The 14,815-nt window shown below is 54.9% G+C and carries 9 protein-coding genes and 1 pseudogene; 2 read left to right on the forward strand and 8 right to left on the reverse strand.

The window, feature by feature from the left end; translation table 11 throughout:
• Positions 1-109 precede the first annotated feature (109 nt).
• Positions 110-511, reverse strand: coding sequence for a hypothetical protein (locus BBA01S_RS47440; RefSeq protein ID WP_156966265.1), 402 nt, complete (start codon positions 509-511; stop codon positions 110-112).
• 1,242 nt (positions 512-1,753) lie between these two features.
• Between BBA01S_RS47440 and BBA01S_RS46515 the strand changes: the two genes are divergently transcribed.
• Positions 1,754-2,077 (forward strand): DUF4148 domain-containing protein, encoded by a 324-nt coding sequence (locus BBA01S_RS46515; protein ID WP_084162817.1) that lies wholly within the window; start codon positions 1,754-1,756, stop codon positions 2,075-2,077.
• Positions 2,078-2,223: 146 nt separating this feature from the next.
• Here BBA01S_RS46515 and BBA01S_RS44845 read toward each other — a convergent pair whose 3' ends face one another.
• The 7 genes from BBA01S_RS44845 to BBA01S_RS44860 all read right to left on the reverse strand — a co-directional run bounded on the left by BBA01S_RS44845 (position 2,224) and on the right by BBA01S_RS44860 (position 12,158).
• Positions 2,224-3,660 carry a HAMP domain-containing sensor histidine kinase gene (locus tag BBA01S_RS44845; protein WP_042298619.1) on the reverse strand — a complete coding sequence of 479 codons (1,437 nt, stop codon included), beginning with the start codon at positions 3,658-3,660 and terminating at the stop codon, positions 2,224-2,226.
• 210 nt (positions 3,661-3,870) lie between these two features.
• On the reverse strand, positions 3,871-4,740 hold the full coding sequence (locus BBA01S_RS38760; RefSeq protein ID WP_027821086.1) for a universal stress protein: 870 nt from the start codon (positions 4,738-4,740) through the stop codon (positions 3,871-3,873).
• 50 nt (positions 4,741-4,790) lie between these two features.
• Complete coding sequence (locus BBA01S_RS44850; protein WP_042298620.1) at positions 4,791-6,254, reverse strand: efflux transporter outer membrane subunit; 1,464 nt, start codon at positions 6,252-6,254, stop codon at positions 4,791-4,793.
• Entirely contained in the window at positions 6,254-7,477 is a 1,224-nt protein-coding gene (locus BBA01S_RS44855) for an efflux RND transporter periplasmic adaptor subunit (RefSeq protein ID WP_042298621.1), read from the reverse strand. The genes BBA01S_RS44850 and BBA01S_RS44855 overlap by 1 nt, the downstream gene beginning before the upstream one ends.
• Entirely contained in the window at positions 7,474-10,635 is a 3,162-nt protein-coding gene (locus BBA01S_RS38775) for an efflux RND transporter permease subunit (RefSeq protein ID WP_027821087.1), read from the reverse strand. The genes BBA01S_RS44855 and BBA01S_RS38775 overlap by 4 nt, the downstream gene beginning before the upstream one ends.
• 79 nt (positions 10,636-10,714) lie before the next feature.
• Entirely contained in the window at positions 10,715-11,392 is a 678-nt protein-coding gene (locus BBA01S_RS38780) for a response regulator transcription factor (protein ID WP_027821088.1), read from the reverse strand.
• 373 nt (positions 11,393-11,765) lie between these two features.
• The gene (locus BBA01S_RS44860; protein ID WP_052392088.1) at positions 11,766-12,158 is read right to left on the reverse strand and encodes a hypothetical protein; all 393 of its coding nucleotides are present in this window, start codon (positions 12,156-12,158) and stop codon (positions 11,766-11,768) included.
• A 1,051-nt stretch (positions 12,159-13,209) separates the two neighbouring features.
• On the opposite strand from BBA01S_RS44860, the pseudogene BBA01S_RS44870 reads away from it, so the two are divergent.
• Positions 13,210-14,415, forward strand: a pseudogene (locus tag BBA01S_RS44870) (IS110 family RNA-guided transposase).
• Positions 14,416-14,815 lie beyond the last annotated feature (400 nt).

Raw genomic sequence — 14,815 nt, forward strand, 5'->3', positions numbered from 1 at the left:
GGAGCGGCGAAGTACCACTCTTCGTCCGATACATCCGTTGGGTAGGGCCTGCGTTTTTTTCATTCCGCCAGGGTACCAGGTCTGGCCGAAAGTTCATAACACCTTCTAGTCAATCTTGTCGAACGCTTGATCGTGAACCACCTCTCGGACGCGGCGCGACTGGCTCGTTTGTCCAACCAGAAAGACCAACATGAAGCAGCACAAGTTTGCGCCGTCTGCAGTCCGCCGAAACGGATACCGTGCTTGACGCGCCATCGTAAACAACGGCATCCCAGTTAGCTAAGGCACGATCAAAGGCGCGGCGAGCAACAATTTTGACCCATACGACCGAGGCCACGATCAGGGAGATTACGTATAGCTTGAACGGATCAGGTGGTTGAAGTTCCATCGATCCGTTCGAAATTGCTGCCACGGCGAAGAGCCCCATTTGAATGGGAATCGCAGAAAGTGACGCCACAAAAAGATGGCTGCGAATAATGCGAATCAACCTGGAAATCTTGTCGTAGCACACTGATGATGTTCCTGATGCTTGCTCGCTGCCGGCCGGAGGTATCGCTTGATTCCGGGTGGGTTCGACGTTGGTGCTTAAGGATCCCACTTTGCGCCAACGCACGTCGATAGACAATAACACCGGAAAATTAAGGCACCCTGAGCTCTTTGCCGCGATTGCTCTATGACCCTTTTACCGATTCAAAATTTTCAAAAAATGCCCCGGAAACCTTACCGGGGCGACGAGGACAATCGCTGCCGCGGGGGACGGCAACGGTCTTAGTATGCCCTCTCTGACATGATCTTTCGTTACACCAGGTGCTCGGGATTTTGAATTATTCTTTAGAATCCCGGCAATTCTCTAGACGGTTCGGAGACGTTGAGATCGCCGTGCTGCATATCACACCCCGTTCTCGTCGTCGACAACAGTTTGCGGGAATCCCAGCGCTTCGACTTCGGCGACACTTACGACACTGCAGTCCCAGTGCCTTAAGGTGTTCAGGCTCTCACAGGCCGAATTACCCATCTGTATCAAGCAGTATCCCTTTCAAGGCTTCGATGCGTACTACTGCGCATCAATCTGGATTGCGGTAGCCGGAACCGAGTTTGGCGGAAAACATCACGCCGGACAAAGCAAATGCCCGTATCCGTCACAAACCGTGCTTGCCCCTTCGAGATACGATAACGCAACCGATCTGAGATCTTATACCTCTTACATCGCATGATGTCCCGTTGTTTAAGCAAGAACCGACAGGCAAGTTGGCTTTCTGGCTTGCCGTCATTCCCAGTATGCTCGCCCTTGCCTTGCTCGCAGCTGGGGTGTTTGGGTATTTGGCGAGCGGGATCTATGCCGCTGGGTAAAGACATTTTTACGTTGCGGTGACTGTCTTGGTCGACGAGAGTCTGCAAGCTGAGAGCTCGCTTCATTTTTTTAGGTGTATAAGATATCGGTCTCGAAAAAATTCCCGTATGCCATTTAATTCTATGGATATCGTAAGTTTTCTATTTATTGAAAAAGTTATTTTCCGCTTTGAGAGGACACGAAAGTATCTCGTCAAGATAGCATAAAGTTGCAGATCTACTCCCGCAGATCTGTTTCTTTATCCCTGTTCCCCACCGCCTCTCCGGGCGATGGGGTTTTTTTATCATCCGAACATCATGTATTGACCGTCTCGGATGTGAATAAAAATTAATGTTGCAGAGGGTCTGGAAGATTGATTCGTGACATAGCCTATCCGTACTACGACTTTGACGAGGATCAATCATGAAAAAACTTCTGGCTACCGCTACCATCTGCGTGCTGGCGGCTCTCAGTCTTCCTGCATTCTCGGCTCAGACACTTACGCCGAAGCAATGTAGCGGATACCCGTTCGTGCGGACATCAAAGCCTGTCACTCACCGGCAACTGATGAACGAGTTGGGCGAACTAGAAGCGATGGGATACCAGCCGGGGATGGATGACAGCGATTATCCGAACGACCTTCAAGTCGCGCAACAAAAACTACACGCTGAATATGTTCGAGACTGCACAACAAATGTGAGCAGTTCGCCTGCTCCGGATAGCTCAACAAGTGTTGCCGGGAAATGATCAGGCTATGTGAGTTCGTGTGAACGATGCCACGTTTTCCCGACTTAAGACTTGTCCCGAAATGTTGTGCTTGAGCGGTTGGCAATCCGCGTAGTCGGAAAGACGACAGATCGCGTATCGATTGTTCAGGCAACGCGGCTAGCTTGCTAGTCGCGTGAAATCTCAACAGAGCCTGATTCGTGCGCCCAACATTCGACACAGATGACCGCGCCGTGTTCGGATCCTTCGATCGTGAGAGCGAAGTCGTGCAGGCGAAGGATTGCCGCGACGATGCCCAGCCCAAGACCGCTGCCTGAAATGTGCCGAGTATTTGTCGCACGATAATAGTTTCCTAGTACGAGGCTACGCTCCTCCTCTGGAATCCCAGGCCCGTTATCAAAAAAGCAAATGTGTGCACCGTACGCGTTGCGCTCAAGACACACATGGACATGGCCACCTTGCGGTGAGAATTTGATCGCATTGTCAAGCAGATTGCTGCATGCCTCGAAGAGCAATGCTTCGTCGGCCCAGATTTCATCGACGGGTGAAAGTGACACATGCAATTGAATGTCTTTCTCTTCAGCAAGCGCACGGTACAGCTCACAGAGATTTTCCATCATTGATTGCAATTCGACCGCAGCGAATCCTGCTCTACGTTGGCGCGTCCCCAGTTCTGCGATCCGGAGCATCGCAGAAAAGCGATTGATAATTCCATCGACATCTTCTAGGGCAGCAGCCAGGGTGGAAGCCAGAGCGCCTTCGTGAGCCTCGGCATCTGCCTGTGCGTTGGCCAAACGAAACCGCATGCGCGCGAGCGGCGTACGCAGGTCGTGGGCGATTCCGTCAGAAGCGAGCTTGACTTCATTCATCAGGCGCTCCACTTCTTCAAGCATGCGGTTAACCAGCTGCGCGAGCATATCGAGTTCGTCACGCCCAGTGACGGGCAAGCGTAACGAGAGATCACCTGCCGCAATCGACACGGTAGTTCGGCGCATCGCTGCAACACGCTGTAATTGACGAAATCCGAGAAGCCCCCCCCCCAGAAGGCTTGCACTTAGACAAAAAATGCCGCCGCCGACAATTGCTTTGAGCAGGTCATCATGTATTCGGTGGACGTCCGTGAGTGTTCGTGCCGCCACTAGAATACGCCCGTCGGGACGCACTTCCGCTATCGCACGTAACATTTTGCGATCATGGCCCACTAGGAGCATTACATCCGAACCTGACGCGCTTTCGTGTGATTGTCCGATGTGTTCAATCCGACGCAAATCCGGGCGCTCATCGAGGTCGCCTGCAATTGGCCGGCCATCAGACGCAAACAGGCCATAATGATTGTAGATTAGACCGCCATGTGCTATGCGACGCGCAATCGCGGTCGGCAGATCGACGTCAGCATACGAGTCAAAATACCGCAGTTGCCAGCGCAATCCGCTGTCGACCTCGCTCTCCATCGCTTGGGTCACAGAATACTCAATCAGCCCAAGCAGTACTAGGACGCCAAACGAGAATATCATTGCGTAAGTAGTGAGCCAGCGGAACGTCATCGTGCGCCAATTTTGTCCTCCGAATGACAGCATGTCACTAACCAGATGTGCTTTTTTCATGGATGTCTTATGATTATTTTATACGAAAAGCATGCCGATTATGACCATCGACCGTTACGTGGGCCGTCACGCATTGATTATCTGCGAGTTATAACAGGTCGCGCGTGACGGCTGACCGCGAGTCAAAGGCTGCTAGCGAAGCATACGCATCGCCAGTCTCGTACAGCGTATCGAAAACGTGAAAATTCTTTCATTCTGCACGCTCCTTTCTTAACTGCACATCAATAGGGGTATGCGTGGTTCGTTGAGAAGACCACCCGTTACACCGCCGATTAATTTTTCCCATAGCGTGGGACGCCCGTGTGCGCCGGCGATCAGTACGTCGGCACCTCCGGCAAGCGCCGCATCCTGAAGACGTTCGCTGATCTCGATACTTGAGCGTTCCAAAGCACAAATATCGACGTGGGCACTATGCCTGCGCAGGTGGCGCACGATCGCTTCGGGTGGTAGCCAGTCCGGGTTAGAGGGTTTGCCTGTGTCGACGATTAGCACGATCACACGTTCCGCAGCTTCAACCATCGGCATCGCGGCAGACAGTGTACGCGCACACGCAGGACTGCCATTCCACGCGATAGCGAGGTTTGAGCCCAGCGTGACATTATTGGCTGAAGATGCAAAAGGCGAAACTATCAGAAGCGGACGGCCCGTCGAGAACAGCACTTGCTCGGCAAACGCGTACTCCTCAGGTAGATCAGCGTGGTCTCGGGGATCGTGCCCGACCACGCTCACGTCCGCGTAACGTGCATATTGCGTCGCGACAGTACGTGCATGCCCTTCAACATCATGCCACGCGACGTCGATGGATTGCTCAGACGCGATATCGTCTAGGTATTTCTGAAGCTCAAGCGCCTGTGCATTGAGCTCGTCAAGGATGGATGCACGAAGATTGACAAACTGCCGGCTTGGTACAAGCCCCAATTCTGAGGCCTTGAGCTTGCGTTGCTGTGCGATGCTGGGTTCGCGTACAAAAAGTGCATTCAACCTGGCCTGGTGACGGGTCGCGAGATTTGCGGCAAGCCGCAAGCGTGCGCGCCCCCACTCGCTGGTGTCGACATGTACCAAAACGTCCTTGAAACTCATCCTTGATACCCCTTTTTTCTTAGTGTCCAGGCAAGAACATTTTGTTTGATTCAGCCGCCATACGCCAACGGCCCAAAAGGCACAGTTTGCTCAGGAGTAGGTAGTTGGTGTGTACTCCAACCGCCACCGAGAGCGCCGATCAGCGACACAGAAGTTTGAAGACGTCGTGTTTCTACTTTTACGCTCGCGATCTGCGCATCCAGTGCCGCGATCTGCGCTACGGTAACGTTGAGAAAATTGTCCAATCCCTCTGTATATAGCTGCAATGACATATTTTGGACCTTCATTGCAGCCTGAAGTGCTGCTTCCTGTTGTTTCGATTCTGTCCCGAGCCGTTGCGTCAGTACCAGATCGTCTTCAACCTCCCTGAACGCCTGCAGTACGGTTGATCTGTATTGGTCACTGGCTTCGTTAAAGCGCGACCAACTGGCCTGCAATTGTGCGCGTCTGAGCCCCCCTTCGAATAACGGCAACATCGCAGAGGCACCTACGGCCCACAAAGCGTTAGGTAGCGAGGCGAGGCCGAATCCCTGATCTTCGAAGCCAGCTTCGGCACTAAGTCGAATATTCGGATAAAAGGCAGCGCGCGAGACCCCTATGGCGGCATTCGCAGCGGCCATTGTTCGCTCAGCATTCGCGATGTCGGGTCTACGTTGCAGGAGCGACGAAGGAACGCTAAGCGGCAGATCTGGAACCCTATACTGCCGATCAGGAAACGGCGAGAGATGGAAGTCAATCGGATTGGCACCGACAAGCACCGCGATTGCATGCTCAAGCACGCCGCGCTGCGCAAGTACTTCGGTATCCGCAGCCTGCGCTGATGCTAACTGATTTTCTGCCCGGGCGACATCTAGTCCCGACGCGATCTTGTCAGCTAGGCGCATCTGGGTTATGGATACGGCCATGCCGTAAAGCTTGATGGTCTGGGAGTATACCGCGTGCTGCCTGTCGAGACCCCATACCGCCATGTAATCTGAAGCCAGTTCAAGCTCAAGACTCAAACGGGCGTCAGCAAGCAAAGCGGCTGTACCTTGTGCAACGCGAGACGCTTCGCGCGTTGCATTACGCGTCTCCCCCCAGAAGTCGATTTGCCATGACGCGGCGCCGACGTATGAATTCGAGCGTTCCTGATAAGGGCCACCGCTGCTATGAAAGAGTGTGTGATGGGACTCTCTGTTCTCACTCACACCGGCGTTCAGACCGAGTGATGGAAACAGACCAGAGCGTGCCTGAGCGACCTCGTCACGCGCCTGTTGCCAAGTCTCGCGGGCCGCGGCAAGGTCCGGGTTTGCCTTATCGAGCCGTGCCTCCAGGCGCGAAAGCTGAGGGTCACCAAACAGGGTCCACCATGGCCCGCGTGGCAATTCGTCCTCTGGTATGGCCCTCACAAATGGGCCTGTCCCACTATATTGCGCAGGCAAAATCATTTCGGGTTTTTGATAAACAGGCGCAAGATCACAGCCTGCAAGCATCGACGCGACGACGGCGATGGCAAAGTATTTCAGGCGATTCATCAGGCTTTACCCTTGCCAGGCATCGTGTGATCTACAGGTACGGAAAGCCCTGGAAGGCCGGTGACAACACGGACACGTTCGCCTTCAAGGATGCCGGCGGACGGATTGAGAACGAGCCTTTCGGTCGGGTTCACGCCGGAGAGAACTTGCACAGTCTTACCAAAATTTAGTCCGAGCGTAACATTTTGTAGGTGGACTTTTTGATCGCTGTCGACGACGGCTACCTGCGTGCCATTGGAGCGGAAAAGAATCGCCTGCTCAGGCACAACCTTGATACTCTGGTCGTTCGGGATATTGAAGTGGACGTTTGCGTATGTGCCCGGCCAGATTAGGTGATCCGGGTTCGATACAAGCAATTCTGTCGTCACAGTGCGGGTCTGTGGGTCAAATGCGTTCGCACTTGTATCAAACGTTGCCTTGAATTCGCGCTGCGGATACTGAGGCAGTGTAAGCGTTGCCGTCAGTCCGGGTTTTAGCATCGATGAGTAGTCTTGCGGAATCGATACAAAGACGCGCATCTCGTGGACGTCGGCAACCGTGAAGAGTTCGTCCGCAGCACCGCGTGAGCTTACGTCGCCACCCGCGGCGTTCACGTAATTGCCGACGTCCGTACTACGTGATGTCACCACTCCGTCAAACGGCGCGACGATACGCTTGAACCCTTCCAGCACGCGATATCGTGCCACTTGGTGCTCTGCGGCGCGAACCTTGGCAGCCTGCGCTGCGGCATCTGCTGCCTTTACATCCACTTCCTGCTGTGAAACCGCTTGGGTGCCGGCGAGCGCCTGCCAACGACTAGCAGTTATCGCAGCGAGCCTATAGTTGGTTTTCGCAACGTCAAGATCGGCAAGAGCGCCTTGATACTGCTCATCGACACCTGGTGCATCGATTGTGGCAAGCGTCTCTCCCGCTTTTACGGTGGCACCGTAGTCTTTGTCCCACTTCAGGACATAGCCCGAAACCTGAGCGTAAATTGGCGCGGAGTACCACGCACGGATATTGCCCGGCAATGTTAACGTGCTGGTTTGTGGCCCGGTTTCGGGCGAAATGAGTTGAACCACCGGAATCGAGTCTTCGTCTGCGACATCACGCAGATCGGCAAGGCTGCTACGGCGGTGGATAATGCCCAGAACCGCGATCGCTACGGCAACAACACACAGAACCGCAAGCCATCCACGATGTCCGATCCGTCTCGGCGCCTGAATTTGATGATTAGCGCTCATTGATTTGCCTCCAGAGATGGATGACGATCCCGGTGCAAAAGAGCGAACACACTCGGGACGAAAAGCAGCGTGGCGAATGTTGCGAGCGTGAGACCACCAATCACGGCACGCCCAAGCGGCGCATTCTGCGTATTGCTGAACGACATCGGAACCATTCCGATGATCATTGCCGATGCGGTCATCAAGACCGGGCGGATACGGCTAAATCCAGCTTCGATCGCGGCTTCAACCGCGTTGCCATATTGCGCCAGATGTTCACGCGCGAACGAGACAACGAGAATTGAGTTCGCGGTCGCCGTTCCCATGCACATGATTGCCCCCGTTAGCGCGGGAACCGAAAGAGTCGTATGGGTCATGAACAGACTCCACACGATGCCGGCAAGCGCTGCGGGCAACGCGGTGATGATGATGAATGGATCCAGCCATGACTGGAAGTTCACGACGATCACGAGATAGACGAGAAGAACGGACAGCGCGAGACCGCCCAGTAGTTCACGGTAGGCGGTGCTCATCGTCTGGGCCTGTCCGCGCAGATGTATGCTCGCACCGTGAGGTAACCCTGCCTGCATGCCGTTCACGACTTGTGACACATCGTCGTAGACACCGCCCAAATCACGGCGCTGATTACTTACAAAGATATCGATGGCCGGAAGGATGCTGTAGTGCGAAGAAAGAAGCGGCGTTCCTACCTGCGTGATGCGGCTTAATGCGCCGAGCAGTTGCGCGTGCTGAGCATCAGGTGTGCCGTTGCCGGCATCGACCGGGATCGCCTCGAGATCATTTAGGGAGCCCAGTTGATTCTGTGGCGTTTGCATATTGACGAGGTGGGACACGCCAGTTGACGTATCAAGCCAATAGGTGGGAGCGGTCTGGCCGCTGCCCGACAATGTCGCAAGGGTGTTGTTGGCGATATCCGCTTCGGTGAGGTTCATGCCCGATGCGAAGGCCCGCGATGCATTCACCTTGAGTGTGGGCTCGTTAATCGCCTGCTGTATCGTTACATCAGCGCTGCCGGGAATCCGACGCAGACGCGCCGCGACTTTCTGCGCGTACGCGAAGTTCTCTTCCTGGCCACGACCGGAAATCTGAACGTCGATTGGAGCTGGCAGGCCGAAGTTAAGAATTTTCGCCGTGATGTCGCCCGGTAGAAACGTAAACGTCGTGCCTGGGTAGAGCTTTGGCAATTCCCGACGAAGCAGGAATCGGTAGTCATCCACTGGTGACTGCTCGTCCTTCAGGCTGATTGTAATGTCACAGTCTTGAGGACCGATTGTGCCGGTCGAGTTATAGGCTTCGTTGATCCCACTCGCCGGCAGCCCGCAATTATCGAGCACATTGGTTACTTTGCCACGCAGCAAAGTACGAATCGTATTGTTCACGAGTACAGCTTGCTCAGATGCATCTTCTAGGCGCATGCCGATGGGCGCACGCATGTGCAGGTCAATTTCCCCTGACTTGATCCCCGGAAAAAAGTCGCGGCCAAGAAATGCGGCGAGCACGAGTGAGACAACCGCACACAGCATGAACACTGGCACGAACGTACGTCGGTTCGAAACGGCAACAACAAGCACCTCGCGATAGCGTGTGCGAAAGTTTGAAAAACCGTGCTCAAAGCGTCGTTGAAAGCGGGTAAAAAATCCTGGCGAGTGGGCCTGTTCGTGGCCATGTGCGCCGATCTGGCCGCGCAGAAGCCACGCGGCCATCGTTGGAACCAGTGTTCGCGAGAGAATGAACGAAGCGATCATCGCAAATACGATTGCTTCGGCCATTGGCAAAAATAAAAATCCTGAAACGCCATCAAGCTGAAAAAGCGGCAACCATACGATGCAGATACACAACGTGGCGACGAATGTCGGTACGACGATCTGGTTTGCCGCTGCGATTATTCCGGGCTCAAGCGCCGCGCCTGCCTCAAGATGGGTGTCGATATTTTCGATCATGACTGTCGCGTCATCGACAAGAATGCCGACGGCTAGCGCAAGTCCGCCTAGGGTCATTACGTTGATCGTCTGTCCGAGCCACGAAAGTGTTAGCACCGAGCACAGAATAGCCAGCGGAATCGACGTTGCCACAATCAGCGTCGAGCGCCAGCTCCCGAGAAAAAGCAGTACGATCAGGCCGGTCAGAATCGCGGCAGTAATCATTTCCTGCACGACCTCACGTACCGAATCGCTGACGAAGCCCGAGACATCGTTCAGTGTCTTAATCTGCACTCCGGGGGGCAACGTGCGCAAGACGCCAGGCAATGCCTGCTTGATGCCCTTCACCACAGCCAAGGTCGATGCATCCCCGCTCTTGAGAATCTGAATCAGCACGGCCTGCTTGCCTTTGACCAGTACCGCATTGATCTGAGGAGGCGAGCCTCGGTGAACATACGCAACATCGCGTAAAAAAACTGTCGTGCCATTGACGGTCTTGATCGGCAGGCTGTTGAACGTGTCAACTTGTACCGGGCTGGCATTCGTCTGCACCATAAAGTCGATTGCACCGATTTTTTGGTCGCCCGCAGGCAGCACAACATTCTGAGATTTCAGGGCTTTTGCAACGTCGGTGGCTGTCAAACCATGTGCCAGCAGTTTGGTCTGGTCGAGATCGATCTCGACGTTCAAAGAGGAGCCGCCATAGGGAGTCGGGATGGCCGCGCCTGGGACAGCGACCAACTGCGGGCGTATCAGATTCGACGCCATATCATAGACCTGTGCCGCCGTCATGTCCGGAGCAGAGACCTGGAGATCAAGAACAGGTACTGACGAAGCGTTGTAGGAAATGACCTGTGGTGGCGTAATACCCGCTGGCATCTGCTTGAGAACTGTCTGCGAGATCGAGGTGATCTGTGCCTGTGCGGCCGCAATGTTTGTACCAGGGCGAAAGAAAATCTTGACGACGCCACGGCCGTACAGCGATTGACTTTCAATGTGATCAATATTCTCTACGGTCGTTGTAAGCGCACGCTCGTAGTAATAGATTACGCGGCCAGACATATCCTGTGGAGAAAGGCCGTTATAAGTCCAGACAACCGCGACGACGGGTATCTTGATGTTAGGAAAGATATCGGTCGGCGTTTCGTAGGCAGCGATACCGCCAAACAGCACGATCAATATGCTCATCACCACAAACGTCAAAGGACGTCTTAAGGCGACTAGTACGAGAGCATTCATCTGATTTTTGGTACGGGAATAGGATAGGAGTATGCAGAGTAAAACCGATGCGCCGTTTTAACCGCTTGCAAGCGGCAGCTCATTCGGCGAGCATGTAACCGGAGCCCCGGCGGGTTTTTACAGCGGGGCTGTCAGCGATCGCGGCTAGCCGGTTCCGCAAACGACTGACATGTACGTCGATCACGTTCGTGCCGGGATCGAACCGATAACCCCAAACTTCTTCAAATATCATTGTCCGTGTAAGCAGTTGCCCCGGATTGCGCATCATGTATTCAAGAATGCGGAACTCTGTAGGCAAAAGTTCAACGTTTTGGCCATGAAATTGCACGTTGTGTGCGACAAGATCAAGCCTCAAACTACCCAGATTGAACACCGTCTTAGCTGCCGATGCCCGTGTGCGATGACGAAGCAACACCTCGATGCGCGCTGACATCTCCTCGGGGCTGAAAGGTTTTGTCAAGTAGTCGTCTCCGCCTGCGCGGAGTCCGCGGACTCGTTCATCTAGCGCAGACACTGCGCTCAGGATGAGCACGGGAGTACGGATTCCAACGCCGCGCATGGCAGCAATGATCATCAGTCCATCGATGTCAGGCAATGTACGATCGAGCGTTACCGCGTCATATGACTCGCTCATGACCTTCGCGAGGCCAGAACGCCCCGTCGTCGCTGTATCGACTTCGTGACCGCACGCACACAGGGCCTCCTGTATCTCCTGCAAAATTACTTCGTCGTCTTCAACTGATAATATCCGGGTCATGATGAGCAGGATTAAGCGAACGACAGTCGTTCTGGTTACGATTGCTCGATAAAGATATATAGCAAATGATTCGGAAAGAGGTTTCCCACTGCGTTTCCGGTATTGACATTCCGGTCACGATCCGCTTGGCATCCGCATATTTTTCCGTACTCGGCGTCTCAGGCGCTGATGTAGTCTGGACTCACTTTACAGTGCACGAAAGTACTTTACGCATGATGATGCATCGTGCCCCTTTCTAAATCGCTATTGCATACATTAAGTATCGTTTACTTTTAATTTGTGGAAGACGGGCGGCTCGTCAGCGGGAATTTTTAACCGCAATAATTTACAAAAATTAAATTAAGTTTTTTACTTTTCGACGCCCTCTTCCACGTCAGTTGAGCCTGTAGCGCGTAACCGGGAGTGTTAGACACAAATCAAGATCGAGAATTTTCGTCAAACTTTCGTAAGGAATGGCAAATCCAGTCCAGCCATAACCGCTGTGCCGAAAAAAAAGGACGGCACCGTGAAAATTCTGATCAACAATGACTTTCCACGCAGGTTGAGTTTCCAGCGGAAACTGATGATTACGCGCGACTTCCAACGGTACTTCCGGCTCCATATCCGCGCGAGTGAGCCCGAGCAATTCGATGATTTCATCAACCTCATGTGGACTTAGCGTCGTGCTGTTCTGCCCTAATTGCACACGGAGCTTACTGTCGCCATCGTCATCGATGATTTCCATCTGAAACGCAAGATCATTCGCCCACTCGTCTGCATCTACCATTGCGGGGTCTCCTTAAATGCAGGCGTTTCGATGCAGTTCGCCGCTGCACGTAGCTGTGTGAGCCACTCCCGGCAGTCATGATCTGGCAATGCAAATCCTGTCCAGCCCAAGCCAACGTGCCTGAGAAAAAGGACTGTGGCCTCCATCGACGGGTTTGATTCGACATACCAGCATGGATCGATGGTGATGTGATATCGGTGGGTTGCTGAGATGTCGTCAGGCACCCGCGGTAGCAGGAATGCCCGAAAGTACGCAAGCCGTTCAATGAATTCGTCTATCCCGTGGCCGTCGAGTGTCACCGTGCGGTCGCCAATCGTTATCTGGAGCCTGCGGGTTCGCCCCTTGAGCGACGTACGGAGTTGTAGGGGGTGTTGCATGTCTCGCGCTCCTCCTTATCGTTGTCTCTTCTTCGACAGAACATACCTAATCGCTACCGCTCGGGCAACGACGATCGGATTAAGAAAGAGTTAAAGGCGCGCTGGCTGTGCCACGGGCAGACTCGATCCGTATGAGAGACCGTGGTGGATATTGGCTGCACTTGATTGCGCCAGAAGGTTCGTTACGCGAGTTATGTCGACACAGTTGAGGTGATGGATAGATGCGAACTCTTGATGTTTAGTAAGAAAACTACCAACCCGTAAGGTTTAAGCCTTCTACTCGCAGCCGCGGTCTCTTGCCAATGGAAGAGCGCGCTGCTGGCGCGTTGCCCTTGAATGGAGCCGCAAAGGCCGTATCGGCCGGTATGTAGATGTAGAACAGAGTTGCAAGCAGCGACGACATTCAGAGCGGAAATCTTGGATCGTGAGTCATCCGCAGTCGCCCCCGTTACTATCTTCCCGCCTCGATAATCGAGGCTTTGGCGAGCCAGGCCCGGCATGACTCTCGCCGCCAGTCGCAGTCATGATCCGGAGGGTGTTGTCACCGGGCCTGGTGGGTGGCTGGTGATCGCTAATAGGGGCTCGGCTGGGATATTCCAAGGCCGTCCGTAACGTGGATGCCGAGACTTGCCACCGTTGTTGCAGGCCAACTCGTTCAATCTGCACAAACTTCGATGCAAGAATTCCAACAACATGACGCCGTCGATGTCTTCATCGGTGTCGACGTCGGTAAAGGCCAACATCACGCCGTTGCACTGGGGCGGAGTGGCAAGCGGCTGTACAACAAGGCGCTGCCCAACGACGAGACCAAGCTACGTGCCCTGATCGCCGAACTCAAGGTACATGGCCGCCTTCTCCTCGTAGTCGACCAACCTGCCACCATCGGCGCATTGCCGGTGGCCGTTGCCCGCGATGAAGGCGTTCTGGTTGCCTATCTGCCCGGGCTGGCGATGCGCCGAATTGCCGACCTGCATGCCGGTGAAGCCAAGACCGACGCCCGCGACGCCGCAATCATTGCCGAGGCCGCCCGTTCGATGCCGCATGCACTGCGCTCGCTTCGGTTGGCTGATGAACCACTCGCTGAGCTGACCATGCTGTGCGGCTTCGACGACGATCTCGCCGCTCAAACTACCCAGACCAGCAACCGTATTCGCGGCCTGCTCACCCAGATCCATCCCGCGCTCGAGCGAGTTCTCGGACCGCGACTGGATCACCCGGCGGTGCTCGATTTGCTCGAGCGCTACCCGTCGCCCGCGGCGCTTGCAGCAATCAGCGAGAAGACGCTCGCCAACCGCCTGACCACGCTCGCGTCACGCATGGGCAAAGGATTGGCCGCCGAAGTCGTTCAGGCGCTGGGTGAACAGGCCGTGATCGTGCCCCGCACGCAGGCCTCCACCATCGTCATGCCTCGTCTAGCCTAGCAGCTCGCCTCCTTGCGCAAACAGCGCGAAGAAATCGCAGCCGAGGTTGAGCGGCTAGTGCTTGCGCTCCCTCTTTGGCCGGTCCTGACCAGCCTTCCGGGAGTCGGCGTCAGGACCGCCGCCAGACTCCTCACCGAGGTCGCGCACAAAGCATTCGCTTCGGCAGGTCACATGGCGGCCTACGCTGGCCTCGCACCAGTTACCCGGCGCTCAGGCTCATCCATCCGTGGCGAGCATCCGTCCAGGCGCGGCAACAAGGTGCTCAAACGCGCCTTATTTCTATCGGCCTTCGCGGCCTTGAGAGACCCCATCTCACGGGCTTACTACGCACGCAAGGTCCAGCAGGGCAAGCGACATAACCAGGCGCTCATCGCACTGGCACGGCGACGCTGCGACGTCCTGTTCGCCATGCTGCGCGACGGCACCTTTTACGAACCCAAGTCCGCCCCTAACGCTTGACGAACCACATAGGGCCCCCCCCCGAGTGAATCTCCAACCCTGATGCTGGACGGATAGGGGCATTATTGCTAAATTAGAGATTGCGTTGCTACGCAACCGCCAGCGCACCCGAGCGCTGGCGGTCTCGCTCGAAGCCGCCGCATCTCCAATCCGCGGCGGTTTTTTTTGCGACTCTCGCGGTGCTTTTGCCTGTCATTTCGACGCAATGACGGCACTCGCCAGATGGGTGAGTCGGAGCTCATGTGTGATCTACGGTCTTTGGCTGGGACGCGCGTTTAACTCGCTGCGGTGCTGATGTCGCGCGTTCTGCGCTACGGAGTGGACAAGCAACGGAGGACATGCTGCTTTCTCGGTGCTACTTTATTCGTTTTATACTACGCACCTGTCGACGGCTGACCTT

The organism is Paraburkholderia bannensis NBRC 103871, assembly GCF_000685015.1.
Taxonomy (GTDB): domain Bacteria; phylum Pseudomonadota; class Gammaproteobacteria; order Burkholderiales; family Burkholderiaceae; genus Paraburkholderia; species Paraburkholderia bannensis.

Excerpts from the sequence above, each read along its gene's own strand:
- BBA01S_RS44860 (WP_052392088.1), bottom strand. The coding sequence starts at position 12,158 with ATGGTAGATGCAGACGAGTGGGCGAATGATCTTGCGTTTCAGATGGAA.
- BBA01S_RS44850 (WP_042298620.1), bottom strand. The coding sequence starts at position 6,254 with ATGAATCGCCTGAAATACTTTGCCATCGCCGTCGTCGCGTCGATGCTT.
- BBA01S_RS38775 (WP_027821087.1), bottom strand. The coding sequence starts at position 10,635 with ATGAATGCTCTCGTACTAGTCGCCTTAAGACGTCCTTTGACGTTTGTG.
- BBA01S_RS38760 (WP_027821086.1), bottom strand. The coding sequence starts at position 4,740 with ATGAGTTTCAAGGACGTTTTGGTACATGTCGACACCAGCGAGTGGGGG.
- BBA01S_RS44855 (WP_042298621.1), bottom strand. The coding sequence starts at position 7,477 with ATGAGCGCTAATCATCAAATTCAGGCGCCGAGACGGATCGGACATCGT.
- BBA01S_RS38780 (WP_027821088.1), bottom strand. The coding sequence starts at position 11,392 with ATGACCCGGATATTATCAGTTGAAGACGACGAAGTAATTTTGCAGGAG.
- BBA01S_RS44845 (WP_042298619.1), bottom strand. The coding sequence starts at position 3,660 with ATGAAAAAAGCACATCTGGTTAGTGACATGCTGTCATTCGGAGGACAA.
- BBA01S_RS46515 (WP_084162817.1), top strand. The coding sequence starts at position 1,754 with ATGAAAAAACTTCTGGCTACCGCTACCATCTGCGTGCTGGCGGCTCTC.